This window comes from Mesorhizobium sp., assembly GCF_004962925.1.
In the GTDB taxonomy this organism is placed as follows: domain Bacteria; phylum Pseudomonadota; class Alphaproteobacteria; order Rhizobiales; family Rhizobiaceae; genus Mesorhizobium.
This window is the reverse complement of the sequence record NZ_SUEO01000001.1, coordinates 32,003-58,876: the sequence shown is the minus strand read 5'-3', so window position 1 is coordinate 58,876 and position 26,874 is coordinate 32,003. Positions and strand designations below refer to the sequence as shown.

The 26,874-nt window shown below is 57.1% G+C and carries 19 protein-coding genes and 5 pseudogenes; 15 read left to right on the top strand and 9 right to left on the bottom strand.

Annotation, left to right across the window (positions count from 1 at the left end; genetic code table 11):
- Positions 1-32: 32 nt before the first annotated feature.
- Positions 33-1,232, top strand: coding sequence for an IS256 family transposase (locus tag E5W87_RS00270; protein ID WP_292392953.1), 1,200 nt, complete (start codon positions 33-35; stop codon positions 1,230-1,232).
- A 561-nt stretch (positions 1,233-1,793) separates the two neighbouring features.
- Here E5W87_RS00270 and E5W87_RS00265 read toward each other — a convergent pair.
- Together E5W87_RS00265 and E5W87_RS00260 are read right to left on the bottom strand one after the other, a co-directional pair.
- Positions 1,794-2,567, bottom strand: coding sequence for a trans-aconitate 2-methyltransferase (locus E5W87_RS00265; protein WP_292392951.1), 774 nt, complete (start codon positions 2,565-2,567; stop codon positions 1,794-1,796).
- A gap of 342 nt (positions 2,568-2,909) precedes the next feature.
- Positions 2,910-3,188, bottom strand: a pseudogene (locus tag E5W87_RS00260) (transposase); the annotation flags it as partial.
- Between the two features lie 246 nt (positions 3,189-3,434).
- On the opposite strand from E5W87_RS00260, the pseudogene E5W87_RS00255 reads away from it, so the two are divergent.
- A pseudogene (locus E5W87_RS00255) lies at positions 3,435-4,658 on the top strand (IS110 family transposase).
- A gap of 32 nt (positions 4,659-4,690) precedes the next feature.
- Here the strand turns inward: E5W87_RS00255 and E5W87_RS00250 are convergent.
- A pseudogene (locus E5W87_RS00250) lies at positions 4,691-5,318 on the bottom strand (DDE-type integrase/transposase/recombinase); the annotation flags it as partial.
- Positions 5,319-5,387: 69 nt separating this feature from the next.
- On the opposite strand from E5W87_RS00250, the gene E5W87_RS00245 reads away from it, so the two are divergent.
- Positions 5,388-6,440, top strand: coding sequence for an IS110 family transposase (locus E5W87_RS00245; RefSeq protein ID WP_292392948.1), 1,053 nt, complete (start codon positions 5,388-5,390; stop codon positions 6,438-6,440).
- 244 nt (positions 6,441-6,684) lie between these two features.
- Here the strand turns inward: E5W87_RS00245 and E5W87_RS00240 are convergent.
- Positions 6,685-6,938, bottom strand: a pseudogene (locus E5W87_RS00240) (transposase); the annotation flags it as partial.
- 349 nt (positions 6,939-7,287) lie between these two features.
- A complete protein-coding gene (locus E5W87_RS00235) occupies positions 7,288-8,127 on the bottom strand; it encodes a hypothetical protein (protein ID WP_292392946.1) in 840 nt (279 codons plus the stop codon).
- Between the two features lie 368 nt (positions 8,128-8,495).
- Here E5W87_RS00235 and E5W87_RS00230 point away from each other — a divergent pair.
- A pseudogene (locus E5W87_RS00230) lies at positions 8,496-9,624 on the top strand (transposase).
- A 209-nt stretch (positions 9,625-9,833) separates the two neighbouring features.
- Here E5W87_RS00230 and E5W87_RS00225 read toward each other — a convergent pair.
- Positions 9,834-10,988, bottom strand: a complete 1,155-nt coding sequence (locus E5W87_RS00225) for a hypothetical protein (RefSeq protein WP_292392944.1) — start codon at positions 10,986-10,988, stop codon at positions 9,834-9,836.
- Positions 10,989-11,293: 305 nt separating this feature from the next.
- Between E5W87_RS00225 and alr the strand changes: the two genes are divergently transcribed.
- From alr to E5W87_RS00210, 3 genes are read left to right on the top strand one after another with little or no spacing between them, the layout of a single operon-like run.
- On the top strand, positions 11,294-12,460 hold the full coding sequence (gene alr / locus E5W87_RS00220; RefSeq protein ID WP_292392943.1) for an alanine racemase: 1,167 nt from the start codon (positions 11,294-11,296) through the stop codon (positions 12,458-12,460).
- A 21-nt stretch (positions 12,461-12,481) separates the two neighbouring features.
- Positions 12,482-13,342, top strand: a complete 861-nt coding sequence (locus E5W87_RS00215) for a DMT family transporter (protein WP_292392941.1) — start codon at positions 12,482-12,484, stop codon at positions 13,340-13,342.
- A 52-nt stretch (positions 13,343-13,394) separates the two neighbouring features.
- A complete protein-coding gene (locus tag E5W87_RS00210; RefSeq protein ID WP_292392939.1) occupies positions 13,395-14,255 on the top strand; it encodes a TIGR01459 family HAD-type hydrolase in 861 nt (286 codons plus the stop codon).
- A 167-nt stretch (positions 14,256-14,422) separates the two neighbouring features.
- Here E5W87_RS00210 and E5W87_RS00205 read toward each other — a convergent pair whose 3' ends face one another.
- The 3 genes from E5W87_RS00205 to dctP all read right to left on the bottom strand — a co-directional run bounded on the left by E5W87_RS00205 (position 14,423) and on the right by dctP (position 17,884).
- Positions 14,423-15,571: a mandelate racemase/muconate lactonizing enzyme family protein gene (locus E5W87_RS00205; RefSeq protein WP_292392937.1), complete on the bottom strand. Its 1,149-nt coding sequence runs from the start codon at positions 15,569-15,571 to the stop codon at positions 14,423-14,425.
- 28 nt (positions 15,572-15,599) lie between these two features.
- Positions 15,600-16,613 (bottom strand): C45 family peptidase, encoded by a 1,014-nt coding sequence (locus E5W87_RS00200; protein ID WP_292392935.1) that lies wholly within the window; start codon positions 16,611-16,613, stop codon positions 15,600-15,602.
- Positions 16,614-16,699: 86 nt separating this feature from the next.
- Entirely contained in the window at positions 16,700-17,884 is a 1,185-nt protein-coding gene (dctP, locus tag E5W87_RS00195; protein ID WP_292392933.1) for a TRAP transporter substrate-binding protein DctP, read from the bottom strand.
- Positions 17,885-18,111: 227 nt separating this feature from the next.
- Between dctP and E5W87_RS00190 the strand changes: the two genes are divergently transcribed.
- The 8 genes from E5W87_RS00190 to E5W87_RS00155 are packed head-to-tail and all read left to right on the top strand — an operon-like array spanning position 18,112 to position 26,861.
- Entirely contained in the window at positions 18,112-19,251 is a 1,140-nt protein-coding gene (locus E5W87_RS00190) for a Xaa-Pro peptidase family protein (RefSeq protein WP_292392931.1), read from the top strand.
- Positions 19,241-20,560 (top strand): imidazolonepropionase, encoded by a 1,320-nt coding sequence (gene hutI / locus E5W87_RS00185; protein WP_292392929.1) that lies wholly within the window; start codon positions 19,241-19,243, stop codon positions 20,558-20,560. The genes E5W87_RS00190 and hutI overlap by 11 nt, the downstream gene beginning before the upstream one ends.
- Before the next feature lie 27 nt (positions 20,561-20,587).
- Positions 20,588-21,637, top strand: a complete 1,050-nt coding sequence (locus tag E5W87_RS00180; RefSeq protein WP_292392927.1) for an extracellular solute-binding protein — start codon at positions 20,588-20,590, stop codon at positions 21,635-21,637.
- A gap of 31 nt (positions 21,638-21,668) precedes the next feature.
- The gene (locus E5W87_RS00175) at positions 21,669-22,751 is read left to right on the top strand and encodes an ABC transporter ATP-binding protein (protein ID WP_292392924.1); all 1,083 of its coding nucleotides are present in this window, start codon (positions 21,669-21,671) and stop codon (positions 22,749-22,751) included.
- Positions 22,748-23,584 carry an ABC transporter permease gene (locus E5W87_RS00170; protein ID WP_292392922.1) on the top strand — a complete coding sequence of 279 codons (837 nt, stop codon included), beginning with the start codon at positions 22,748-22,750 and terminating at the stop codon, positions 23,582-23,584. Before E5W87_RS00175 ends, E5W87_RS00170 begins: the two co-directional genes overlap by 4 nt.
- Positions 23,581-24,699: a Gfo/Idh/MocA family oxidoreductase gene (locus E5W87_RS00165; RefSeq protein WP_292392920.1), complete on the top strand. Its 1,119-nt coding sequence runs from the start codon at positions 23,581-23,583 to the stop codon at positions 24,697-24,699. The genes E5W87_RS00170 and E5W87_RS00165 overlap by 4 nt, the downstream gene beginning before the upstream one ends.
- Before the next feature lie 3 nt (positions 24,700-24,702).
- Positions 24,703-26,043, top strand: a complete 1,341-nt coding sequence (locus tag E5W87_RS00160; protein WP_292392918.1) for an MmgE/PrpD family protein — start codon at positions 24,703-24,705, stop codon at positions 26,041-26,043.
- Positions 26,040-26,861 (top strand): ABC transporter permease, encoded by an 822-nt coding sequence (locus E5W87_RS00155; protein WP_292392916.1) that lies wholly within the window; start codon positions 26,040-26,042, stop codon positions 26,859-26,861. Before E5W87_RS00160 ends, E5W87_RS00155 begins: the two co-directional genes overlap by 4 nt.
- Positions 26,862-26,874 lie beyond the last annotated feature (13 nt).

Sequence of the window (26,874 nt, the reverse complement as noted above, 5' to 3'; positions counted from 1 at the left end):
GTTGACGCCAACCTGTTTCGGAAGGACCACCGATGACCGACGACATGATGAACCTGCGCACGCTCGTGGAGAAGACCCCGGATGCCGATCTCCTGCGCGAGATGATCGGCTTTGCCGCCGAGCGGCTGATGGAAATAGAGGTGGGCGCGGCCACCGGCGCCGCCTATGGCGAGAAGAACCCGCTGCGGTTCGCCCAGCGCAATGGCTACCGCGAGCGGGACTGGGAGACGCGGGCCGGCACAGTCGAGCTGCGCATCCCCAAGCTCAGGAAGGGAAGCTATTTCCCGGGTTTCCTCGAGCCGCGCCGCATGGCCGAGAACGCGCTGACCGCCGTCATCCAGGAAGCTTATGTACAAGGCATCTCGACCCGGTCGGTTGACGACCTGGTCAAAGCCATGGGGATGAGCGGCATCTCCAAGAGCCAGGTCTCTCGGCTGTGCGAGGAGATCGACGGCAAGGTCAAGGCCTTCCTCGAGCGGCCGATCGAGGGCGATTGGCCATACCTGTGGATCGACGCCACCTACCTGAAGGTCCGTCGCGGTGGCCGGATCGTCTCGGTCGCCGTCATCATCGCCGTCGGCGTCAACGCGGACGGCCGGCGCGAGGTCCTGGGCATGGAGATTGGCACGTCGGAGGCCGAGCCGATCTGGACGGAGTTCCTGCGCAAGCTGACACGTCGCGGCCTGCGCGGCGTCAAGCTCGTCGTCTCCGATGCCCACGAAGGCATCAAGGCCACCGTCACCAAGGTGCTGTGCGCGACATGGCAGAGGTGCCGCGTCCACTTCATGAGGAACGTGCTGGCCCATGCCGGCAAGAGCGGCCGCAGGGTCGTGTCAGCCTTCATCGCCACCGCTTTCGCCCAGGAGACGCCCCAGGCCGCGTCCGTACAATGGCGCGCCGTCGCCGACCAGATCCGGCCGAAGGTGCCGAAGCTGGCGACAATCATGGACGATGCCGAGCCCGACGTGCTGGCCTACACGACCTTCCCGAAGGAACATCGCGCCAAGCTCCATTCGACGAATCCGATCGAGCGTCTCAACGGCGAGATCAAGCGGCGCACCGAGGTCGTCGGAATCTTCCCGAACGACGATGCCATCGTGCGCCTGGTTGGCGCAATCCTGCTCGAACAGAACGATGAATGGGCCGTGCAGCGCGCCAGATATATGACCCTGGAAACGATCAGCCAGATGAGGGATGATCCCCTGATCAGCCTGCCAGCCGTGGCGCGCTGATCAGACCGGCCCATGCCGGACAGCACGGCGACCAATGCCGCCAGCTACACCACGCCGCGGGACACGATCAAAAAAAGGCCCCCATTTAGCGCGCGCATCACACCAATGAACTTAAGCCGCCGCTCAATCTGAGATGCCACGATCGCTCCGCCAAATGCTGATTGCATATCGTGCTCATCTCGAACCGAGGTTCAAAAAAGCGAGAGTCTCTCATGCGGCTTTCAATATCGGCAGGCTTCTCCCGCATACTCATTCGGGGCCTCTGTAATGCTTCCCTCTGTTGTTGGGCAAAGTACGGTGAAGATCGGGCCCTCTCCGCAAGGTGCCCTGCCGACCGGCAGAGGAAACCGGCCGGGTCCGCCGCACAAAGTCGCGGGCGTTGGGAGAACCGGACGGATCTGCTGGGGTCATCCTCGCTCAAAGGAAAGCCAATCAATCAATGACGTTTCGACAACCTCAGCTTCCCGGTGCGGACTGGATCGACAAGTTCATAGCTAAGGGAATCCAGAGCTGCGAAGAGCGAATATCAGAATGCCAAAGCGATACGCATTTGAGGCCTATTCAGACGTTTTTTGTCGCGGAAGATCCCCCCGGACGACGGGCTGCTCGGCGGTAGACCGAGATATGACGTTTCGATGCTTGGGTAAACGCACCTTTCGCCCAATCTCCCCACCGCTCCACTAGCTCGAGCCCCACGCATTCGGCCATGGTGTCGAGTTCCTGATGATAAACGTAACGAACGCGTTGCGGTAAACGTCTTACGGACGTACCAGAAAACCAGAGCACGGTTGAAATCAAGTTCTGGGTGAGTGGATCGTGGACAGCCACATTGAGAATCGTATTCTCATGATCCACTAGCCGCACCGTTGTAGATTTAAGCGCGCCGACGCGAGAATCCAAGCTTGGTACATCTAATTCTATCACCAAACTACCTTCGTCGTCTAGTGCCGCCGCGGCAGATCGGAGGCAATTTATTTGCGCTTCGCGCGTGGAGAGCAGCGTGAAGGTGAAATAGACGCAATACACCATACTGTAACGTTGCTCTGTTCTGAAATGGGCAATATCTCCTTGCCAAGCCTTGATCAGTTCGGTGCGCCTGGCCAGAAGTTCCAACATGCTGCATGAATTGTCGATACCTTCAACCTTGACCTCGCGGTCGCTCAACGGCACTGCCACGCGCCCGTCGCCTATACCCAGTTCGAGAGCACTGCCCCCGCTGCAAAATCGCTCGAGAAAGGTAACTGTCTGGTCTACCTCAGCGACTTTACCTTGCACGGCTGTGTATTCTTCATAGATTGGAGCATATATCTCCCCATAGTTCAATTCATCAGACATTTTCGATTCTCCTGATACTATTTAGTATTCTATTGTAAACTCTTGATGTCGTTCGCTTGTGATCGTGCGCCTGGCCCGCCAACCGGCTAAGAGCGTGGCCGCCATAAAATTGAGTGCGCACATTATGTGATCGCGCACTCTGTTTGCTCACGATAATAGATCCCACCCCGCCCATAATCCGTTGCTGGTGAACGTCGCAGTCCAAAGCGCAAGAGGTATGCCAACTTAACAAAGCCGTGCCAGTCCAATCCGTCGGGCGCCCGCGTCGGATTCTGCATGTCTGCTTTGTCACAACTTTGTCCGCCTTCCAACTATTAGAGAAGTTGACCTGCCGCGGACCTTTCATCCATTGGCGATTAGAGCCTCGGCCGTTTCTGTTACGCCGTATGGCGCGGTTTGAGCAACCGGCGGAGACGCGAAGCCTTCGTTGAGCGCAGCGTCGGAGCCGGTTCCGGCGAAGGCCGCTGGGGTCTGGTAGCCAAGCGAGGAATGCGGCCTCGCGGTGTTGAAGTCCTGCCTCCATTCGGCAATGGCACTGCGGGCGTGGTCGAGGCCGAAGAACAGGCTCTCGTTCAACAGCTCGTCGCGCATTCGGCCGTTGAAGGATTCGACGTAGCCATTATCCGGTATGGTTGTTCTCGGTGCCATCGTTTGTTCGGTCGTCAGGTTTGGCTAAGCTTGGCGGATCCGGGCCACGGGGCACCGGGAGCACGCAAGTGCGGGCAGGCCGTCGTATGCAGATGAACTGCGAGTTCGAGCACATTATCTGGCCGCCCCAACGACTCGCCCGGATGCGCTGCGAGCGCGGATCCGAATTTGTCGTGTTGCCCGCAGGCTCCCTGTTCGTGACCAACGATGGAGGGAACCGTGCGTATTATCGGCATGGACATACATCGCGTAGCCGCCGAGGTTGTGTCGTTGCTTGATGGCGAAATCGTCAAGCTCGGCCGCGTTCAAATGCTACGCAATAAGCTCGAGGAGTTCGCCAGAAGGGAACTCACCCACGATGATCATGTGGGTAATCGAGGCGACCGGCAATGCTGCGGCCGTCGCTGAAGTGCTGTCGCCCTACGTGGATCGGACCGTGATCGCCAATCCCAAGCAGGTGCACATGATCGCGCACGCGAAGGTGAAGACTGACGCGATCGACGCCACTGTCCTTGCGAAGCTCTACGCCTCGGGCTTTCTACCGGAGGTCTGGGTTCCGGATCCGGCGACCCTTGCGCTCCGAAGACAGATCATCAGGCGCACACAACTGGTTCGCCAGCGTTCGCGGCTGAAAAACCTCATCCAATCAATCCTACACGCCCACCTGATCCCGCCGTGTCCGCATGGAAACCTCGTCGGGATCAGCGGGCGCAAATGGCTGACGAGGCAAATATTGCCTGCCGATGAGCGCACCGCCATTGAGCGCCACCTCGGCTTGATTAGCCAGATCAACGAGGCGTTGAGGGTGGTCGAGGCAGATATCGCGGTGCATGCCCTCCAGGATCCGACAATCCGCCGTCTGATGAGGTTGCCCGGCCTCGACGTAACGGTGGCTGCAAGCGTTGCGCGGCAATCGGCGACATTCGGCGCTTCGGCGATCCACAGAGGCTTGTCGCCTATCTTGGCCTCAATCCGAGCGTGCGGCAGTCCGGTGAAGGCCCGGCCTATCATGGCCGCATCACGAAGCAGGGCCGCGGCCATGCGCGGGGGATGATGGTCGAGGCGGCATGGGCGGCAGTGCGATCGCCAGGACCACTATGCGCCTTCTACAAGCGGATCGCCTCGCGCCGGGGGAAGCACATCGCGGCCGTCGCCACCGCGCGCAGGCTTGCAATGATCATCTGGCACATGCTGAGCAAGGATGCCGACTACATCTGGGCCCGGCCGGCCTTGCTCGCCCGCAAGTTCAGATCGGTCGAGCTGCGTGCCGGCCTCCCGACCAGCCATGCCAGGCGCGGCACCGCCTTCGACTACAACATCCCGGCCAAGCGCGCCGAAGAACGATCCCGAATCGAGAAGGCGGAAGCTGCCTATGCAGCAGCGACTTCCCGATGGCGAACGAGGCCGGAAAGGCCGAAGGCTGTGGAAAAAGATGCCGAATAAGAAGAAGGGGGCTATTCTACAACATCCGTGTGCATCGGCTTGCCGGGCGCAATGTAATGCCATTCGACGCGGTTCCGATCCGCCCAGGCGAGAATGGCGTTCGAGGTGAACTCGCTGCCATTGTCGCTGACGATCATCCTCGGCCGGCCGCGCTCGGTGATGAGCCGGTCCAATTCGCGGGCAACCCGCATGCCCGAGAGAGACGTATCAACGATGAGTGCCAGGCACTCTCTCGTGCAGTCGTCGACGACGGCCAGGATGCGGAAGCGGCGCCCGTCGGTGAGCTGGTCCGATACGAAGTCGAGCGACCAGCGCTCGTCGGGCCTCAGCGGCATCAGCATCGGCGCCCTGGTCCCGATCGCCCGCTTGCGGCCGCCACGGCGGCGAACGGCGAGCTTCTCCTCCCGATAAGCCGGAACAGCTTCTTGTGGTTCACGACCAGGCCCTCCCGCCTCAGCATCACGAGAAGACGCCGTTAGCCGAACCGGCGACGCTCCTGCGCGATCGCCTTCATCCGCTCGCGAACCTCGCGGTCGTCCGGCCTGCTGGTCTCGTAGCGAACCATGCGGCAACAGCCGATGGCTTTACATGCCCGCCGTTCCTCATCCCGAAGCTTTCCTTCAGGCGAGCGACAGCTTTCCGCTTGGCCGCGGGCGTCACCATTAATGGGATGGTCCGCCCCGTCCTCCCGCAGCATCATTCGGGGCGGTCCCACCAAAGGAGGTTGCAATGTCCCCACGCAATGCGCCGCGCCTTGCGGCAGTCTATGGAGTCGATATCGGCAAGAACATCTTCCACGTCGTCGGCCTGGATAGCGGCGGCGAGCCCATCCAGCGAGCTCGCTTCCGACGCGACACGCTGCTGCAATTCTTTGAACGAGCAGCGCCAGCGGTCGTGGGGATGGAGTCGTGCGCAGGATCACAATGGATCGCCAGGAGACTGCATGCTCTGGGGCACAAGGTTCGCCTGATCCCAGCGCAGTTCGTGAAGCCCTACGTCAAGTCGAACAAGAGCGACATTATCGATGCCGAGGCCATCGCCGAAGCTGCCACGCGGCCGACGATGCGGTTCGCAGCAATCAAGAGCGAGGAACAAGCTAACCTCCAGGCGCTGCATCGGGTACGCGACCAGATGATCGGCACGCGAACCCGTCTGATCAACCAGATGCGAGCGTTCTGCCTGGAATACGGCATCGCATTGAGACAGGGCGCCGGACTGTTCAAGCTCGACTTGCCACTGGTTCTCGATGACCTTTCGAATGACCTCTCGCCGGCAATGCGCAAACTGCTCGTGGACCTGTTCGCCGATCTGCGCCAGTTGGAGCAGCGCATCAACGACGTGACGAGGGAGATCGCAGCGATCGCAGACCGAGAAGATGTTGCCCGCCGGCTCATGACGATTCCCGGAATCGGAGCATTGGGAGCCACCGCGCTACTGGCGGCCGTCGGCACCGGATGCCAGTTCCAGAAGGCTCGCGACCTGGCCGCATGGCTGGGGCTGGTCCCTCGAGAATACTCGACCGGAGGCAAGCAAAAGCTACTCGGTATCAGCAAGCGCGGGAACCGCTACGTTCGCAAGCTGCTCGTTCATGGCGCGCGATCATGCTTCCGTCACCTAAATCGAACCCGGGATCGCCTGGGAAGCTGGCTTGATGGGTTGCAGAGCCGGATGCACCCGAACAAAGCTGTTGTCGCACTTGCCGCCAAGATGGCGCGCATTGTCTGGGTTGTCCTGACCAAGCCGGGAGCACTCTACGAACGCAGGGACCCTGCTTTCGCCTGACGCTCCGGCTCGATTGCAAGGCTCGGGAATAGTGATGACGAAACAGTGGATCAGCATGCCGTAAGCCCTGTGCAAAAAAAGCGGGCTTCGTGCCCGAACCATTTATTGGGAACGGCGTGCGCGGATCTCATCATGGCCTGGCTGCAACAGCAGCCCACTCGCGAGAGGCCGGATACATTTATGCAACTGGAATCGTCATCGGCGATGTCGCGAACCCTTGCACGGACGGGGCGGACCATACATTTCCCACAAGGTCCTTCAACGCGGCATTGTCGAGCATGGCGTCGGCCAGAAGCCGCTTCAGGCGCGTGTTCTCGTCCTCCAGCCCCTTCAGTCGCCGAGCCTCGGAGACATCCATCCCGCCGAAGCGGGCCTTCCAGGTTAGATCGAGGCGTCGCTGACCCCGTGCTTGCGGCACAGATCGGCAACCGATACCCCGGCCTCATGTTCCTTCAAAATACCGATGATCTGCTCTTCAGAGAAGCGGCTACGTTTCATGTCCTGGTCCTCTCGATGGGCCAGAACGAACTTCAAACCGGATTAGATCAGAGGGGCAAGGTCAGAGATGACGAACTGAGCCGTTGGACCGAAGGAGCTGAATGTCCGCCATCGTTTTTTATACACCACAAGCCGCCGGTCAACTCACGTGCCCCAATGCTGCCTGACGGCGATCGCCCAAGTCGGCCGTTCAGTGTCCCGAAACCAGCCGTTTGTGCGTCACATCGTCCACGAAGTTTAGCACACGGAAGCGCGACCCGTAGGCGAGCTGGTCACGGGCAAAAATAGCGCCTAGCGCGCAGCTGCGAAACGCATGACGAAGTGTAGACGCTGCCAGCAAAGGCTCGTGCTATGGTCGCTCGGGCGAGGAGGCTTCGGCCATTAGGCCCTTCAAGAGAGGCGCGAGAGTGGGTAGAGGGCATCCGAAGATGATACGCTGTCTTGGAAGCCAGGCACTCTGCAATGCGACGACCCAATACCGAACCGCTTTCTCGCCGTCGATCCGGAAGCCAAATATCGGTCCGCCGCTCATACCGACGATGTCAGTGATCGATAGGCTTTCGCCGATTTCTGCAATGAAGCGGGGGTACGTCGTGTGGCGCGTGCCTTGTGGCGGCGTCTCCCGGCGCGAGACCCAAATCATCGTCGGCGAAACCGCTCCGTGCCCCAAGGTGTCGACGGAGGGCGACGTAAATTCTCGAGGGAGACCGAGCATCGCATAGCCATCAAAATCGACTCGGTGTTGGTGTATCCACCGCTCCTCGTCGAGGGCAACCATTCCGTTCTTTGCCAGAAGATTGACGTAGTAAGGGCGCAGGGGAATCGCCCCGAAATCAAGCCCCTGTTCTTCGTCATCGACAAAGAGGAATGGTTCGCTCCTAATATCAAATGGAACTGGTTTGTCGCTAATACGGCCCTTAGCGAACGTGTCGGCCAGAACGACCTCTACAATCTCTACTCTGATATCGGCGATCTTTTGTTTGAGGTCAGCCAGAACGTGGCCCGCGGTTAGAAAGCAGACCGAGCCCGCGATGTCGATCAGCGTTCCATTATAGGCGGCAAAGGACAGTGCGTCCTCTTTGGAAGTGTTCGCCAGTCGATAGGTGATACAGATCGCCAAGAGATGACGTCCGAAGAACTCCAGGGCGTCGCTGTCGCCCCACTCTGAATTCTCGTCGGTCTGGTCCATTTATTCGACTCGAGGATGTTCGTCCATTCATCCGGCAGACTGCATGATCGGCATTGGCAAGGCAATCGAGGCGACAAACCATCGCTTGCTATGAATAGCCGACAAGCAACGTCTAAATGCGAGGAGGGGAAAGAATTGGCTTCGGTCAAGGGATGAAAACGCGATATGGTTACGCTAGCATTCATATGTTGGACCGCACGTCCAGCCAGCCGATAGCCCCCGATCGGGCCTCAGTTGGTCGGGGTTCGGAACCCGGTCGGGTGCGACTTCAGAGCTCCCTTCACTTTAGATTCCATGAGGCGTGAACCGCGCCCGGCGCTCTGCAAGAGTGTGGTTGCACAGACGCAATCAACCTCCAGGAGACGGCCATGCATGCACCCCAAAGCCAATACGACAGTTCCACCGCGATCCGCACTGATCTGGGTGCGATCTTTGTCTCCCTTGAGTTAAGCCGAGCCACATGGTTGATCACGTCGCTGTCGCCGGGCAACGGTGAGAAAATGTGGCAGCATGTGGTTCAGGGCGGGCGATGTCGGCGAATTGCTCTCGCGCTTCGCCATCTTTTCAGGAGAAGGCGCGCTGCCGTACTGGCCACCTCTTTCCACTCGATGGGTTCTGGATTCATCGGGTTCAGCAGGATCATAGGGTCGAAGTCATACGTCGATGCAGCATCAATTGCCGCGTCACGTCGTGGTTGACGGGCCAAGACCGACAAGATCGATGGCGAGACGCTAGTACGCGCACTGCTACCTTCAAGCGGGTGAACCTCGCGTCTGTGCGATGGTGAGGGCGCCGAGCCCGCAAGAGGAAGGACCGGCGCCGTGTATGTCACGAGCGACGCGTCCTCATCGCTGAACGGGTTGAGCACGTCAATCGCATCAAGGGTCTCCTATTTGCCCGCGGATACCGAGCGCTACGAAAGGACAGACGCATGCGGCTCGAAGAGCTCCGAACCGGCGACGGCAGGGCCTTGCCTCCTCATCTCAAGGCACAGATCGTCCGCGAACTCGATCGACTCGAGCTGCTGCTCGACCATATTGCCGTCGTTGAGCGGGAGCGTGACGTACTGGTGAGCGCAGCCGATGAAAGCAATCCCGCAGCAACACCGGCCGCGACGTTGTGCGCCATCAAGGGAGTAGGGGCGGAGATGCGGCCGTTTTTTGCACCGAGGGGTTATCGCGTCATTTTGACAATCGCTGGCAGGTTGCCGCCTACGCGTGATTGGCGCCCACGCCTTGGCAGAGCGGACCGATTGATCGCAAGGCGTGTCGAAAGCAGGATCCCCGACTGCGAACGACAATGATCCAGCTAGCCAGGTGTGGCCGCGCATCAGCCGTCTTCGGCGCTGAGCGAATCGTTCTTCAGCGCGTCCAGTCAGATCGCGGACGCCATAAGAAAAGCACCATCATCGCGCTCGCCAGAAAAATGCTCGTCGCACTTTGGAAGTACGTCGGGTTCGGCGTCGTAATCGACGGGGCCGTGATGAAGGCGGCATGACAGACGCACCGCATCAACCCGTTCTCGAAATCTTCCAGGACTGATCAATCCTGGCGGATCCAGGTGGGCGAACCGGCTCAAAATATGGCCTCAAATTCAAGTTGCATCTGCCCGGTGGCTGCCTGCATCTGCTTTTCAATCATGCGAGACGCATGCGGTGGCAGACAACCTTACGCGCCCGGGAGGTGTACATTGGCAGGCGCGCGACGTCAGGTCGCGGGAGTGGCGCCCAATTGAAGGCGACCGCAATATTCGGCGTATTTAGCTGCCAACTCCTCTGCGCGTTTTTCGCACTCATCCAGCGCCATTGCTTCGCAATCATATCCGAGCAGCTCACGCAGAATTCCTGCCGATTCTCCCGTGAAGCGCACGGTACCGTCGCTTTCGACCGCCTCGATCCCGTCGTACTTCTGGCATTGCGAATTGATCTCTACCGCGTCGTCCAACGACAAGCCTTGCGGCAATTCGATCGAAATACCAGTTGGAGCAATCCTGACGGGATAGCCTCCCACGAGACCTAGTGGTCCTGGCGCGTGAACAACGCGTTCCAAGTGATCGGCAAACGCACGTATAATCGCCGTCGCTGATGAAGCGGTGACGGATTGCCCCGCAAGCCCTTTCACTCGGCGAAAACGTCCGGCGACGTTCGTGAAGATCTCATCGTGCCGCAGATCCTGTGGTTTAACTTCCCGCCCGTTCCGATATATGGTCAAGTGATAGGGCGCTCCGCCCGTGGAACCGGTGCTCGGCATGCGATAACTGACATAATGTTGCGCAAAAAACTGCACTTCCACCGCTTTCAGTTCGCAACCCAGAAGGTGTGCTGCTGCCAACCTGATGCCTGGCACGGCATTTGCTATGTTCCCGATCCCAATAGTCGGAGAGAGACCCTCGGCCGCAAGCGCGGCATTCGTCACATCTGGGTAAGATGCGTTTACGACAATGCTCTCCACACCAGCTTCGCGCACAGCCTTCATAAGGCGTCGTACGAGCACTAGATGCATAGGCGTCCATACGCCGCCGCGTGCTCGATCGATCTGCTGATAGGCATCAGTGGGCAATTGCGTTATCCGCCACCAGGAATGCAAGGTCGTGGCATTAAAAATTAGATCAGGACGGAGGGCCGCTAGGCGCTCTGCTGTAGCCTCTGTATTCATCAAATCCAACGGAACTGCCTCGATAGCCGGAGAGAGCCCGAGGTTTACAGCGGTGTACTTTGCGAGGTTGACCCTCAAGGAGGCGCGCTGCAGATCTCGCGCTCCAACGTGCAGATCGTAGGGTCTGCCGCTTTGGCTAAGAAAATCAAGAACGGCCCCGCCAAGTACGCCGTGCCCGACAATCAGGATCTTTACGCGACCATTCACTGCACTCTCCAAATCGTTGCCGAAGAGGGTTTGTAACGTAGAATTCGAAGAATGGAAGGTAGCTTTTGTAAATATTATGTTAAGCGTTTGAATATATTCTCAATATAACCTTTACATTATATTGCAATACCTCCCCTGTACAACGACCTCGCTCTCTGTTTTCTATGCCTATGCCAAGCCTGGAGCTGATACTCTCTGACGCGTGGCAGGAGCTATGGAGTGAGCTTTTCCATGAACTGTGTACATTGTCGCCCGGCGAATTGGCGGTGCTTCGAAGGCGGGCCGGGGACGACGGAGAGCAAGACATGTTGACCTCGGTACGACCTGCCGATGTTGTACTCGAAATCGATCTCAGCGCGATTCAGGCGAACTTTCAGACCATATCGGCCCTGGTTGGCCCAAAGGTAAAAGTAGCTGCTGTCGTCAAAAGCGACGCCTACGGGCTTGGCTTGGTTAAGATTGCAGGCGCGCTCATTGACGCCGGATGTAATCTGCTCCTCGTCGGCAATCTGCACGAAGCGCTGCTTCTGAGGTCATCCCACATCGGCGCGGCAGTTGCGGTTTTTTGCGATGAGTTTGCGAGATATCGCGGCCACTATCGATCGAACCGCCTTATACCAGTTGTGAACAATTGTGTCGAACTGGATGCCATTAGCGGCGCACGCGAGCCGCAAACATATTTCCTCAACGTGGAGACTGGGTTCTCTCGCCTTGGCCTCGCTTTCGGCGACGTACGGCGCGAGTATCTTTGTGGTATCTTTAAGCGGCGTCCGCCTTCGGTCGTACTCAGCCACCTCGCATGCAGCGAACGGGCTGGGGACGCAATGAATTTGCTACAAAGGGACCGCTTTCAGGCGACGTCAGATCTACTTAAACCGGCACTTCGCAGTCTCGCGGCCTCCGCCGGTGTGTGGCTAGGGGAACGCTATCACTTCGATATGGTACGGGTGGGCTCGGCACTTTACGGACTTAACAATGCCGGCATCCGGCCGAATCCTTTAAAGACCGTTGCGAGCCTCAAAGCAAAAACACTCGACGTGCGCAAAGTAGCAAGGGGTGAGGCAGTTGGATACGGTGCGACTTTTCGCACGGCCCGAGCCAGCCGCATCGCGATCGTCGCGATCGGCTATAAGCATGGCCTTCCATGGGCATGCGCCAACAAGATATCCGTCCGGTTTGCTGGATATTCTGCTCCTCTGATCGGAAGAGTGTCCATGGAATACATTACGATTGATATCACGGATGTTCCTGAGACGCTTTGTGGTCCGGGCAGGGATGTGGAACTGCTGGGCGACGTTTTCACCGTCGATGACCTTGCCGCGACCGCTGGCGTCCATCCACAAGAAGTGCTCACACGGCTCGGCGTCGGTTGCGCAAGGCGGTATCTGGATGGTTCTCCTGCATCTGCGGGGTTCCCGGGCAACTTGACTAATGCGGGCCATGAACACGATCCGCGCGCCATCCCTGGCTAAGAGCGAAGAGGCCCGACTGCTTTGCTTCAAAAAAGTTATAGGAAGGGCCTTCTTTTTGTCGCGATCTCTGCAATCGCGTGGAGCACCGCTGGGCTTTTCATTAGGGTTCTGCCGCTTGACGCTTGGACAATTTTGTTTTGGCGCAGTCTGTTTGCAGCGGTTTTCCTGGCAATTTATTTCGTTGTAGACGGGCCAAGACATAGCCTTCGCCCAACAGGCCGAGGGATTATTGTTGCAGCCTCGTTGGCAATGGCCCTATTGGCGTTCATCCCCGCGTGTCAGCAAACCTCGATCGCCAACGTAGCTGCCCTCTACGGGACGACACCTGTCTTCACGGCTATCCTGGGATGGCTTTGGCTGGGGGAGAAAATTCGTCCTGCGACCCTGTTAGCAATAGTAACGATGGCTGCAGGTACCTCCGTGCTCGTCTGGGGAACAGATCTGGAGTCAGACTTGATTGGCAACGCTCTCGCCTTCGTCATGACCTTCATGACCTCGTTTGTTGCTGTGTGTATGCGCCGATACCGCGAAGAATCGCTTCTGGCTTCGGTCTGCGCGGCCAACGTTTTCGTCTCGATGGTCAGCTTGTGCTTCGCTGCGCCATTATCACCAAGTTTGAGACATCTGGTATATCTTGCGCTTTTTGGCCTAGTGCAAGTGGGATTGGCTTTTGCGTTCTATTCGGCTGGCGCTCGTCGCGTCCCAGCTTCGCAAGCCTCCTTGATTGGAGCGCTAGAGACGCCGCTCGCTCCATTTTGGGTGTGGCTCGCATTCGGCGAAACACCCCCCCTGTCGACCCTGGTTGGTGGTGGGATCATTACCGCATCAACAGTTGGATACCTTCTAGCGATGGCCGGACTCGCGGCACGCCCGCAACGCTGACGATTGGCTGTCCTCGGAATTGACGAATGCGTGAAAAAAGGAGCTAATCTCAATGAATAATTTGCAAGCGCCAATCATAATTGAAGGCATCGCGGCTGTTATAAAAACGTACCGTGCCGTCGTTCTCGATTTATGGGGCGTCTTGCACGACGGGAAAGTTGCCTTTCCTCACGCGATCACTGCCATGAATGCTTTGCGAAACAACCGGCTTGATATTTGCCCCCGTCGTGCCTACCAAGTTTCTAAACACTTAGCATCGATGGGAATAGAGCCATCTCAATATAACTATATTGTTACATCCGGAGAGCTGGTTTACAAGGCGCTAGAAAATCCATCAGACAATTGGCATAGAGCATTAGCAGCTCGCTATTTCCACATTGGACCACCTGAGCTGGCGGGCTTGCTCCGGGGATTAGATCGGTCCGAGGTCTTTTCACCTCGAGATGCCGACTTTATTCTAACCACTGGCGGGAGCACTCAGCCGCCAGATGAAGTTGCGACACTGTTGAAGGAATGTGCTTTGCGCAAACTTCCAATGGTCTGCGCGAATCCCGATCTGGTCGTTTTAGTTGGCGATCAACTTGTGGTTTGTGCGGGGGCGCTCGCCGAGCAATACGAAGCGTTGGGAGGGGACGTTTTCTACCATGGAAAGCCGTATTCATCGGCTTACCAACGCGTGCTCGACCTTCTCGGCTACGAAAGACATGAAGTGCTCGCAGTTGGTGATTCGCTACGGACCGACGTTGCGGGTGCTCGAATCGAGGGCATGGACGTGCTCTTCATCGGCAGCGGCATACATAGATACGCTGTTGGTGAGTTCAAATCAGGCAAATTCCCCAGTGCACAGCTCCAACAGTTCTTTGCGGGAGAGCCAGTCGTTCCCACGTTCGCTGCTTCCCTCTTTAGGTGGTAGGAGAGGAAAGGCGAATCTGAGCCGAGGGTGCGCGCCCTGGATCAGTTCCCGGCGGCTGACACCTGGCCACGGTCTTCAAGCGTCTGCGCAACTGTTTAAGTAGATCGAGGGCTCCTCGACAGTCCTCATCGAGGAGGCCACGGGCGCATCCCTATCATGGTGAATGCCTATGTGCACGAGGCCCAGAGGTACGGTTCGATGTTTCGTTTGACAAGAACTGCTCCCAGTCCGGGCGCGTCGGATATTTCGAAATATCCAGATCTGCTCGACGGCGGATTCTCAAGCACCTCGACGTAGCCGTCGTCGTCCCTGAAGGCAGGATAGTGTTCATGGATCATAAAATTGGTGATATTTGCCTCAATCTGAAGGGTTGCAGCTTCGATTAGACTGCTTCCACACACATGGGGCGCCACGCGCATATTATAGGCTTCGGCCATCGCGCAGATTTTCTTTGTCTCCATCAAGCCTCCCGCCGTTCCGACATCCGGCTGAATAATTCCGCAGGCTTGCAACTCGAAAACCTTCCTGAACCCGAACTTCGAATAGACGCGTTCGCCAACAGCAATCGGAATCGGAACTTGTTCTGAGATTACCTTCAGCGCACCATTGTCAAATGGATCGCAAGGCTCTTCGACAAAGCATATATTAAGGTCATCGAGTTTCCGGCAAAACCGAATTGTCTCATCGGTAGTCAAGCCTCCACTGAGATCGACCATAAGTTCGACGTCGGGCCCGGCCGCATCACGGACAGCCTTGACTCTGCGGTAAGCAAGTTCAAGTGCGTCGGCTGATATTGATCGCCGTGTCACGTGTTGCAAAGCCGAACCAACCCGCTGAGCCAACGGGTAAAGTTTTAGCGCCCGATATCCGTCCTTCAGAGGACGTTCTGCCGAACGGGCAAATTCATCCGGCGTATCAGAGGCACCGTACCAGCCATTTGCGTAGGCTCGCACACGGTCCCGGATTTTTCCGCCGAAAAGCTCATAAACGGGGACGTCGAGACATTTGCCTTTGATGTCCCAGAGAGCCTGCTCTATCGCGCTGATGCCGGCAAAGATGATTGCGCCACCATTCTTTGCCCAGAACGAATGATCATACATTGCAGACCACAGCTCTTCGATCCGGCCGGGATCTTTGCCGAGTAAGAATCGTTCCGAGAGATCCTTGATCATCCCTGCCGCCGCGGTCCCGCCAACACCATAGGCTATTCCCGCCTCGCCGACCCCAGTTATGCCTTCGTCCGTCGAGACTTCAACCAAGACAGGATGCAGACGACCGGATTTCAGCAAATAGATATTTACGTCGGTGATTTTCATGGCTTCCCTACAATCCGTTTACGCTAGTTTACAGGCTAATCCGCTGATATCCGGTAACCGAGGGCATTCCTCGGGCGAGGAACAAGGTTCTGTCCCAGCACTGCATAGCGACCGAAAAGGCAGTTTGCGTTGGCTCACGCACTGAGGTCTGCTTGCAGACCGCGTCTGGTGCATCGGTTTGATCCCGCAAAGTAACCATTACCTCGTCGGCGTTTGTGCAATGCGCACCCCGTGCCTTCAGAATCTCGAGCCGCTTCTGGCTAGAAGGGTATTGCCTGGCCAACAGCTCAGAATCCTCGTCATCGCGAATTTGGGCATCCAACGCATGATTGGTGTGAGCAAAGAATGACGCCGATCTGAACACCGACACACCATGTCGGGCTGAAACCTCGACAGAAGCGATTTGGTTGGACGCATCGCCGAAAAGATATGCCCGTCCCGCCATATGTGGCAGCGATTTAGCTCTCTCAATTGCTGCGTCCACGTCTTGGCAGCCAAGAAAAACCCGACGGACAATCTGGCTCGGAATTCCGTCTGAACGCGACGTCAAGATAAGGTCATTATTGACGAGCCCAAAGCCTGCTCGGTTGAGCCCCACCCAACCGAGGCCCCCGGCTGATGCCACGGTCGCGAATTCGAAGCCGCCTGCGCTGACATGAATGAAAAGTGCCTGTTCCGCATCGCTCCCCGGCGGTCCATCCCAGTTCTGCGCAATCAAGGCGCCGTCGCCAGTCTGCACTGCCAGACCGCTGCAGCCGGTCAAAGCGCACGGCGTAAGAAGTTCGAATGAACTACGCAACACAATGTCCAACACGTCGCGCCCGCCGCCATCTGCGATTCCGTGTATCTCCGCGCCAACCTCGGGAGCCATCATGTCAATCTTCGCTAGAACTGTGCTGGCGCGCTGATACACCTCCGACAATTCTGCGGTTGACAAGGACGCTAAACGAGCGCCAAGCGCCTGACCGATTGCGCCGGCGAAGCGATTGCCGTGCTGAAAACCACGCTCGTATGGAGAGCCCGAAAGCACGACAATTGGCATGAGAGACACCGGAGTCATTGCAACGCGACCCCTCCGCGGTACACGAGGAAAATTTGTAAACCCTCATATACCCGATAATTTTCGTGTCAAGAAAATTCGAGTGGGTCTCCGGCTTGGGCCAGTGCGCTCATCTGTTCGACTAAGCCCCGGCGCCACACGCCTTCATTTTCCATCTCTTCGAAGGCTTGGCGGGACTTCGCGCGCCATGCTTTTACCCCGACATTGCACAAAACCGCTCCGTCCTCCTCTAATAGTGCGGGCAAAAGATCGCGCGTGTGACCCAGCAAATTTGAACAATATTCAGCAGCCTCGACAGCAGCTTGCTCCAGCCCGCTTTGAATGTGGGGGGCGAGAATTTGATAACGTTTTAAGTTCATTGCAAATGTCAGATCTAGCGGCCTATAGTCCAAGGCTGTCATAAACCGAGCAAATCGCGTAAAGCGCATGCTCACGACATGGCTGAGGTTGGTAATCATCGCCGCGAATTTGCGATCCTGGAAGGCGTCCACCACTTCATTCCACGGAACAACGATAGGTCGACATCCCATCACCTCGAGATAGCGAAACATAGTATCGTTTTCAGGGCATCTTATCCGCAGGTCCTTAAGATCATCTGGAGACAAAATAGGCGTCTGAGATAACAAAACTAGGGAAGGACCGCGCTTCCACTTCAAACTCGGATTTAGAAGTTCGACCGAATTGCTCCGGAGGACCTGCCTGACTTCTCTATCAAACATGGAGCTCTCGGAAAATCGCTCCAGATGGATTTCATCGTCGAAGCAAAACGGGAGTGATGCTAGTTTGATCGGATCCGAGTAGCTCTGAAAAAACCCGAGGCTTTCGACAAAGATATCGATGATTCCATTGACGAGAGCCCGTACTTGAGTTTCGGCGGGACCAAGTTGCCCTGCCGGAAATACCGATATCGCAAGATCGTGGCCTGTCTTTTGGTTGACTAGGCTCGAGAACATCTCGATGGCTCTGCCCTCAGGATCCCAGGATGGAACCAAAGTGCCCAAACAGCGCGGCATTTCGGAATCCGACTGAAGGAAATATTGCGCCGGCCGATCCAGTTCTAGGCCGAAACGCACCAGAGCTGCGATCGACGCTGGGGCCTTTCCCGTTTCGAGCTTTGATAGCTGCGACACAGACATGCCCACCTTTCCCGCGAGCGCCTCAAGGCTGAAACGTTTGGCCTTCCGGGCTTCCCGAAGCCGTTTTCCAACCAAGCCGTTGATCTGCTTCTCCACATCGGATCGTGCGTCCATCATCACTCCTTGCCCGCTAGCCTCCGGTCGCGACAGCCTCCTCACCTCTGATGAAACTAGCTCCGTTGAGCATCACTATCATGCACGTAGGAGAAAAAAAAGATGACAGCCTTGGCTCGAAAATTTTCTTGACAAGAAAAATCAATCGTGTGTCATAGAGACCATTCAGGCCACTGCGCTTGACGAAGTCTAGAAATTACGGAGGGAAGTAAGCTGTGACTGGACGGAACATGGCGTTTTCGCTTCAAGAATATCGCGAGAGGCTAGCGAAGGCCCAAGGCGCCATTCAGCAGCGTGGTATGGTTGGCCTGCTCGTGCATTCGCCACACAACATCTGCTATCTCACCGGCTATCACACTTCTGGCTTTTTCGCTTACCAGGTCCTGTTCGTCCCTGCCGAAGGTGAGCCGCTGTTATTGGTCCGTGAATTGGAAAGGACCAATGCTGACGAGTATTCATGGCTGGCTCTCGACCGGCAGGCCGTTTATCTCGACAACGAAGATCCGGCCTCCGTGACCGGTCGGTGGCTGGCTGAACTTGGATGGACGGCAGCCGGCGACCCAATCGGGGTCGAAAAAACCTGCTTCAACTTGGCAGTAAGAGACTACGAGGCTCTTTGCCATGTTGCGAGGCCGAATAAAGTAGTCGATGGGTCAGGTATCGTCGGTCGCGTGCGACTCATCAAATCGTCGCAGGAGATCGCTTATGCGCGTCGAGCTGCCGAAATAACCGACATTGCGATGCGGGCAGGACTTGAGGCCCTCGCCGTCGGAAAAAAAGAACTCGAAATCGCGGCGACGATGCAGGAACAACAAGTCCTAGGCGGTTCCGAGTACACAAGCCTGCCGAATTACCTTTCATCGGGTTATAGAATGAAGATCGGTCATGCCACGCCGACCGAGAAGGTGATCGAGACCGGCGACGTCCTCAAATTCGAGATCACGAGTTGCGTGAAGCGTTACAGTGCAGCGATGATGCGTACTGCCGTGATGGGTGCGCCGACTGCCGAAGTCGCTCAGGCCGCTGATCTACTCATAAAGTGCCAAGACCGTGCCTTCAGCATCATGAAGCCAGGCGCAATTGCTGGCGAAGTCGACGCGGCTGTACGCCAACCGGTCTTAGAGGCAGGACTTCGGAAAACCTATTATCCGCGTGTTGGCTATTCCTTGGGCATCGGCTTTCCGCCGGTTTCTGGTGAGTGGGAGGTGTGTGACTTTATGGCAGGCGATACCTGGTTGCTAGAGGTGGGGATGATATTTCACATGCTCGTCAATGCCAACGGCATCTCCTTCAGCGAGACTATTCTGGTGACGGAGACGGGTTCGGAACGCCTGACATCACTACCGCGGGAGCTCTATATTGTTCAATAACCCGACCACGTCGATCAGCGCCACTTCCGGCCCGAATTCCGATCTCGGGAACGGCGATTCTGGCGGGCTGCTAATCACGAACATCGCGGAACTAACACCCCTCGATGAATTCGGTCCGGGGCCTCAGAAGGGTGCACTGAGAAGTCTAAAGTCGATCAGGCATGCTGCAATTCATGTCGTTGACGGACGGATAAGAGATTTTGGGCCCGCCGAACGAGTGGCAGCTGGCTTGCCGAAAGGGGCAGTGCCTAGGGTTCTTGATGCATACGGAGGCACGGTGGTACCTGGTTTTGTCGACTGCCATACCCACCTGCTCTATAGCGGATCGCGGGCAGACGAGTATCCAATGCGGATCGCAGGCGCTGGTTACGGTGAGATCAGTTCCAAGGGCGGCGGCGTCGCCCGCACAATTCGCGAAAGCACCGAAGCAACCTCAAGCGACCTGAAGCAGGCGTTGGTGGCAAGGCTGGCGAAGGCATTGCTGAATGGGACAACCACTGCGGAAATCAAAACCGGTTACTGGGTTGTCCCAGAAGGCGAGCGCGCGGCGCTGGACATCATCGCCGAGGTTTCAGCTTCCCAGCCTGTCGATCTGGTTTCAACTTTCCATGTCGCCTTGGGCACGCCGGCACGATTTGGAGGAGGTGCGGAATATGCCAAATACGTCATCGACCAGGTTCTACCAGCCGTGGCTCCCTATGCACGGTTCTGCGATGTTGTTTGTGATCTAGGTGCCTTCGCCGACGGAAAAGCACGGCAAATATTGCAGGCAGCAGGCCGGCGCGGTCTCAAATTCAAGATACACGCCGACGAATTTTCCGCCGCGGGCGGCGCCGAGCTCGCAGCTGAGCTTGGCGCCGTTTCAGCCGACCATGTGTGCTTCCTTGGAAAAGACACCGCGCAAACATTGGCCCAGGCACAGACGGTCGCCGTCTTACTTCCGGCGACGCGTCACTATCTGCTTGCCCCCAGGTTCGCGGACGGCCGCCAACTCATCGAGAGCGGAGTACCGATTGCCCTTGGCACCGATCATGGGCCGGGCAGTCCGACGCTTTCGATGCCCTTCGTCATGGGCCTAGCATGTTCCTGGTTGCGAATGGACCCGGCCGAGGCGTTGGTCGCGGCAACTTGGAACGCTGCTTGCGCGGTCGCAGGCGCGTCAATCGCCGGCAAGATAGCGGTTGGCCGGCCAGCCGACCTAGTTGTCCTAGATGCGCCAACCTATCGCGATTTGCCCTATCTGATTGACCAAAACTTGGTCCGATACACGCTTAAGAACGGCGCGGTATTTGGCCAGCATATAACTTAACAAGTTCAACAAAAGGGGAACATAGTCATGAAGTCCATCGCATCGAAATTGGCTATTCGAATGGCCGTCGCAGCATTGTCGTTGGCTCCCGCGTATGCTCAACAGAAGTTGACCATTTCAGCCTCTGGCGGCTCCTATGATGCCTGCGTGAAACAAGTCTATTCCGATTCCTTCGAGAAGGAGACCGGCATCAAGGTCGTCGTCGGTAGTCCCGCCTATGATACGGGAGTTTGGCGGGCTCAGCAGGAATCGGCAAAAGTCGAATGGGACGTGGCGACATCGGATCCGGGCCAATTGCAACAGTTGGTCGCGAACGGCTGGGTGCTTCCGCTTGATCTAAAACTGTTACAGAGCAAGGGAGGGCTCGTCGACTTTCCTGGCATGGTCACCACGAAAGATAACACAGTTTATGCGCTTCCATCCGAAATCTTCGGTATCGTCGTAACTTACAATTCCGATGCCTTCCCCGGCGAGAAACCTCGCACATGGTCAGACGTGTTCGACCTCAAGAAGTTTCCCGGCAAGCGCCTGTTTTCCAATTCCGTCGTCGATTTCGGCGTGCTCGAGATCGCGCTGCTGGCCGATGGCGTTGAACCTTCAAAACTCTATCCACTCGACGTCGAACGCGCCTTGAAGAAACTCGATACAATCAAGAGCGACATTGCCTGGTACGATTTCGGCACACAGCAGATCGCATTGCTCCAGCAAAAGGAGGCAGTTATCGGCGCAGGCTGGGATGGACGCGTAAAGGCGCTGCAGAAAGAAGGGGTCCACGTCGACTTCTCACCCGATCAGGCGATCGTCAAGCCGGATCTCTGGGTGCTGCCAAAAGGCGGGAACGCCGAGGTTGGAGCGCGCTTTCTCGCCCATATCCATGATCCCCAACGCCAGGCGGACTTCGCCAAATGTATTGGATATGCGCCAGCGCTGAAAGGTGCCTACTCGTTGCTGGGAAACGGTCAGAAGTTCACGATCGACCCTCAGGATCTGACCAAGGTCGTACCATGGGGCGCCAATTATTGGGCCGAAAATGCGCGTGACGTCACGACTCGTTTCAACGAATGGCTCACCCAATAAGGGTGAGCGCAGTGTGGCTCCTGGACCATTCATGATGGACAACGTTCCCGTCGATGCCGCAATCTCTATCAGAGGCATTGCTAAGCGTTTTGGAGAGAAGGAGGTCCTTCGCGGGATCGACTTGGAGATTCCAAACGGTGCTTATGTCACGCTTCTTGGTCCGAGCGGGTCCGGCAAGACCACGTTACTACGGATCGTCGCCGGCTTCAGCGTCGCCGACGCCGGCACGATCAAGATTTCCGGGGCGGATGTGACTCGACGTCCGGCCCGGGAACGGGAACTCGGCATGGTTTTTCAGAACTATGCGTTGTTTCCCCATCTGACCGCTCGAGAAAACATCGAGTATCCGTTGCGTGTCCGAAAGCTAGGCAAGAGGGAACGTCGCGAGCTGGCTGACCAATATTTAGAGCGTGTCCAGCTGACTGGATGCGCAGACAACTATCCGGGCACACTGTCAGGAGGTCAGCAGCAGCGCGTTGCGCTTGCTCGGGGGCTTGTGTGTCGGCCAAAAGTCCTCCTCCTGGATGAGCCGCTAAGCGCGCTGGACAAGCACCTTAGAAGCGACATGCGAGAGTTTCTAAGGCAATTGCAGCGGGACGTCGGAATAACGTTTATCCACGTCACCCACGACCAGAGCGAAGCGCTCGCGCTTTCAACGATGGTCGTGATCATGAAAGACGGCCAGTTAGAGCAGGTCGGCAGGCCAGAGGAACTTTACCTCAATCCTAAAACCAGTTTCGTCGCCGGCTTCATCGGGGACAGCAATCTCGTTTTCGCACGAATTCGAGATGCAAACGCCCACTCTAACCTGGTGGAGCTTTCGGACGGCCAACAATGCTTATTGCCAAAACGTGGACTGGTTATGCCAGTCGAATGTCATAACGTCCAAGTCGTACTCCGCCCTGAGGACGCTGTTTTCGGTCAGGAGCCCGCGACACCTTCTGTCATGACGAATGGAGTGGTCATCAAGACGACTTTTATGGGCACTCATCATGAAGTTGTAATGCAGACCAATCTCGGCAAGCTGACCGCCTATTCAAGGGCGGATTTTCCAGCCGGCGGACAAGCCACTGCAATGTGGCCGCTGGAGAGGGTCGCGGTGGTCTCGCCATGATTGCTCAGCCATCCTCATCTTCTCGGCTAGCAAATTTCGTGGCTATCGGACCCGGCCTCTTGTTTGTGCTTTGCTTGTTCGCTGTGCCGCTCGGTGTACTGGCTCTGCGCAGCGTGACTGATCCTCATCTAGGATTCGCAAACTACGACACTTTGATAACGTCACCGACGTATCTTCGGGTGGCATGGCGCACAATTTGGATCTCCGTCGCAGCAGCCACGATTTGCGCTATCGCTGGAACCCCTGTCGCATACAGCCTTGCGCACTCGGATCGAAGAGCGCTCAATAAGCTGATGCTGGCCGTCCTGGTTTTGTCCTTTCTAACCAGCTCGCTGATACGAACCTTCTCCTGGATGGTGATCTTTGGCGCCCAAGGCCCACTATCGAGACTACTCGATGTTGTCGGCTGGGGGCCGTCTAGTCTTTTAGGTTCATCAACAGCCGTAATTGTCGGGATGGTCCATTTTTTGTTGCCGGTTTTCATCCTCACGGCGTTTTCTGGCCTCAGGAAGGTTCCCTACCATCTTGTCGCCGCAGCGGAGGGCCTCGGCGCAAGTCGTGTTTTCGCTCTAGCGACTGTTTATCTTCCGCTGGCGATGCCCTCGATCGTCAACGCCGGTTGCGTGGTCTTCATCATCGGTGTCGGGTTTTTTATCACTCCCGCACTGCTAGGGGGACCGAGGCAGACCATGCTGGCACAATTGATAGCGCGTAGTGTAACGCAGTTCGGCGATTTTGGGTTTGCCGCCGCCGGCGGCGTCATTCTTCTGGCGATCACATTGGGCTGCTTGTGGATCGTCAGGATACTGGCTCGAGGTGGCGCACCAAAATGATACTCCCAGCGACCTCCCAACCTCGCTCACATCGTATCCGCATCGGAATTGCCGGCGCAGGACTTTGGGCCGAACGGGCGCACGTACCGTCGTTCTCCCATCTGCCGGGGATAGACATTGTGGCTGTGGCGGACCCCGATCAGGATCGTGCGGCATCGCTAGCCGACAGGGTGTCAGGCTGCAAGGTGTATCGAGACGCTCGTACAATGCTATCAGCCGGACTAGACGCGATCATCATCGCGACGCCGGAGGACACGCATTACGCGGTTGCAAAGGCCGCCATCGAAGGCGGCGTGCATGTTCTGTGCGAGAAACCTTTGGCCAGGACTGTTGATGAGGCGCGTGAGCTCGCCGACTTGGCAGCCAGATCAAACGTGATCACAAAAATAGGCTTCGTCTTAAGGTATAGCCCGGCTATGAGGCAGCTCAAGCAACTCGTGGACAACGGCTACACTGGAAAAATCCACAGCTTCATGTTCTCCAATAACTTCCCTCAGTTCTTTTTTCCTGATGAGCCGTTCCATTGGGTGATGGACGCCGCACGATCCGGCGGCGGCGCCTTCATGGAGTACGGATGCCATGCTTTGGACCTTGCCAGATGGCTCGTCGGAGAGATCGATGAGATATGCGCCAACGCCGCCACGCTGGTCCATGAGCGAGCTGACCGCATGAGCGGAACCATGCGTAACGTCACTGTCGACGATGTTTGCTCATGGCTCGGCCGCTTCGAAAATGGCGCGGAGGGACAATTCCACGTCAGTTGGAGTTCATTGCCCGGCTTCGGTTTCCAGGTTGCCATCAGCGGTGAAAAGGGCACTCTCGGCTGGCGAATGACCAAATCCTGGCCGTTCGCCGAGGTGCTTGGCTGCCGCGGTCCCGACGAAGAGTTTCGACCGATCAGTATAGATAAACCCTTTACGGAGGGTACCGACAAAGCTGCAACCTGGAGAGACTGTTTCGCTACTGGTCAGGCGCGCCATTTTCGGGACGAAATAGCCGGTGCCAGGATACCCGAAGGTCCGGACTTTGCAGACGGATTGGCAAACCAGTTCGCCCTCGAGGCGATCAGCCGTTCACTGAACGAGCGTTGTTGGATGTCGGTAGAGCGTCGTTGAGTCATGACTTTTGTTGTCGAAACCGTTGCGGACTACGTCAATCGCTTCTCAATTTCCGATACTTCCGAATTTACACGAGCCAAAATTGCGGAACTCGTTACGGATCTTGTCGCGGCAGCCGCCGCCGGGTTCGCAACCGATCCAGCGAAGGCTGCGCGGGCAGTCGCCGCCAATCTCTTCCAGAGCGGAGGGGCAGGGGTCTGGTTTTCCACAGATCGATTGTCATCGTGTGCAGCGGCGTTTTGCAACAGCGCCGCTGCCAGTGCCTTGGACGTGGATGACGGTCATCGGGAGGCCATCGGCCACCCAGGTGCTGCCGTGATCCCCGCGGTTCTCGCCGAGGGAGAAATCATGGGTGCGAGCGAGAGCGACCTGCTCAGTGCAATCGCAGTTGGGTATGAAGTGGGTATCCGTATCGCGGCAGCGCAAACAGATCGGATCGAACGGCGGGATTACGCAACCGGCCGCTGGTCGTCAATCGCGGTCGCTGCAAGTGTGGGCCATTTAAGGCGCCTTGAGTGCGACGCTCTTTCACAAGCGTTAGCGATCGCAGCAACGCATCGTGCTTGCCAGATTCCCAGTGGTACCAGCACAAAGCTAGGCCAGATAAAGGAAGGCATTCCTTGGAGCACACTAGGCGGGTATTTCGCCGTGCGTTTGGCCGAACAAGGCGTAACTGCGTCTCTTGACATATTTGACATTGCATCATTGTTCAAAGGTGCTCTGATTACCAGAAGCCTCGGCAACACGTTAAAGATCGATGCGACCTATACGAAGCCATATTGCTGCTGCCGATGGATCCATTCATCGATCGACGCGCTTTTGATGCTCATGCAGAACCATGGCGTCGGTGCCGAAGCAATCGAGGCGATCGTTGTCGACACTATCGGCCCCGCCGCACGGCTAAACAACAAGACGTCTCCCACTTCCAATTTCGAAGCCCAGTTCAGCGTACCGTATTGTCTGGCTGTTGCAGCGATTGAGGGTGCACAAGCCATGCTAACCCCCGATATGGGCGACCTCACTGATGCTGCTCGGATCGATTTGGCCAGAAAGGTGACGGTCCGGGCCGACCGCGATTTGGACGCAAGTTTCCCGGCACAGACGGGGTCGAGAGTTCGTCTCATAAGCCAGCTAGGATCCTTTGAAGGCCGTGTCGATTTTCCCAAAGGCGACGCGAGAAACCCGATGACCCTTGATGAGCTCGAGCAGAAATTCAGGACATTGGTTAGGTATGGGCTTGAACCGGCCAGAGCAGAGCGAACCATCGTCGCTGCGGAGGCGACAGGCTCTAGCAAGATGGCGAATATCTTGGACGCGATCGGGTACAGGAAAGCGGTATGATGGATGCTCCAGAAAAAAGTGGCAAAGGCGGGGTGATCTTGGGCGTGTGGATGTGCGTCGTCCTGCTTTTCCTCGTCCTGCCGCTTCCGGTGGTTGGTGTCATGTCCCTGTCTTCGGGAAAGTTCCTTTCCTTCCCGCCTCCGAGCATGTCGTTTTACTGGTACCGAGAGACGCTCGGCGACCCAATCTGGATCGGGGCGGCAATCAACTCGCTGGAAGTGGCTCTCATGGCTGTTGTCTTGGCGCTGCCCTGTGCAGTTAGCCTGGCGGTGGCGACCTATCCGTTACCCGACAAGGTCAAGCGTATCATCAGCTTTCTTGCGCTGGGGCCGCTGATCATCCCAGTCATCGTATTTTCTATTGCCCTGTTTTTCGTTTTCGCGAAACTGGGTTTGATCGGCACCAAGCTGGGAATCGCGCTGGGCCACGCCATCTTGATCATGCCGTTTACTTATATGACAGTCTCGACGGCTCTCGAATATTTTGATGACGGCTTGATCGAAGCGGCGGAAACACTCGGTGCAACGCGGCTTTATGCGTGGCGTACGATTCTCCTACCCTTCATACTCCCCGCTGTGGTCATGGGCGCCACGTTGTCTTTCATGGCTTCGTTCGACGAGGCCGTCGTGGCGATCTTTATCGGACAAGGCTCAACGCTGACATTGCCGAGCCTGATATGGCGCTCGCTCAACGTTGAGCTGACACCAGCCGTCGCTGCTGTAGCGAGCATGGTCACATCAACCGGCCTCTTACTGCAGGGGCTCGCCGTCCTCTGCCTCCGATCATATTTCAAGAGCCACGGGCTTAAGTCCCAATAGCTCTCGTGTAGGG

Coding starts and splice junctions, on each gene's coding strand:
- E5W87_RS00270 (WP_292392953.1), top strand. CDS start 33: ATGACCGACGACATGATGAACCTGCGCACGCTCGTGGAGAAGACCCCG.
- E5W87_RS00265 (WP_292392951.1), bottom strand. CDS start 2,567: ATGTCTGATGAATTGAACTATGGGGAGATATATGCTCCAATCTATGAA.
- E5W87_RS00245 (WP_292392948.1), top strand. CDS start 5,388: ATGTCCCCACGCAATGCGCCGCGCCTTGCGGCAGTCTATGGAGTCGAT.
- E5W87_RS00235 (WP_292392946.1), bottom strand. CDS start 8,127: ATGGACCAGACCGACGAGAATTCAGAGTGGGGCGACAGCGACGCCCTG.
- alr (WP_292392943.1), top strand. CDS start 11,294: ATGTTGACCTCGGTACGACCTGCCGATGTTGTACTCGAAATCGATCTC.
- E5W87_RS00210 (WP_292392939.1), top strand. CDS start 13,395: ATGAATAATTTGCAAGCGCCAATCATAATTGAAGGCATCGCGGCTGTT.
- E5W87_RS00205 (WP_292392937.1), bottom strand. CDS start 15,571: ATGAAAATCACCGACGTAAATATCTATTTGCTGAAATCCGGTCGTCTG.
- E5W87_RS00200 (WP_292392935.1), bottom strand. CDS start 16,613: ATGCCAATTGTCGTGCTTTCGGGCTCTCCATACGAGCGTGGTTTTCAG.
- dctP (WP_292392933.1), bottom strand. CDS start 17,884: ATGATGGACGCACGATCCGATGTGGAGAAGCAGATCAACGGCTTGGTT.
- E5W87_RS00190 (WP_292392931.1), top strand. CDS start 18,112: ATGGCGTTTTCGCTTCAAGAATATCGCGAGAGGCTAGCGAAGGCCCAA.
- E5W87_RS00180 (WP_292392927.1), top strand. CDS start 20,588: ATGAAGTCCATCGCATCGAAATTGGCTATTCGAATGGCCGTCGCAGCA.
- E5W87_RS00175 (WP_292392924.1), top strand. CDS start 21,669: ATGATGGACAACGTTCCCGTCGATGCCGCAATCTCTATCAGAGGCATT.
- E5W87_RS00170 (WP_292392922.1), top strand. CDS start 22,748: ATGATTGCTCAGCCATCCTCATCTTCTCGGCTAGCAAATTTCGTGGCT.
- E5W87_RS00165 (WP_292392920.1), top strand. CDS start 23,581: ATGATACTCCCAGCGACCTCCCAACCTCGCTCACATCGTATCCGCATC.
- E5W87_RS00160 (WP_292392918.1), top strand. CDS start 24,703: ATGACTTTTGTTGTCGAAACCGTTGCGGACTACGTCAATCGCTTCTCA.
- E5W87_RS00155 (WP_292392916.1), top strand. CDS start 26,040: ATGATGGATGCTCCAGAAAAAAGTGGCAAAGGCGGGGTGATCTTGGGC.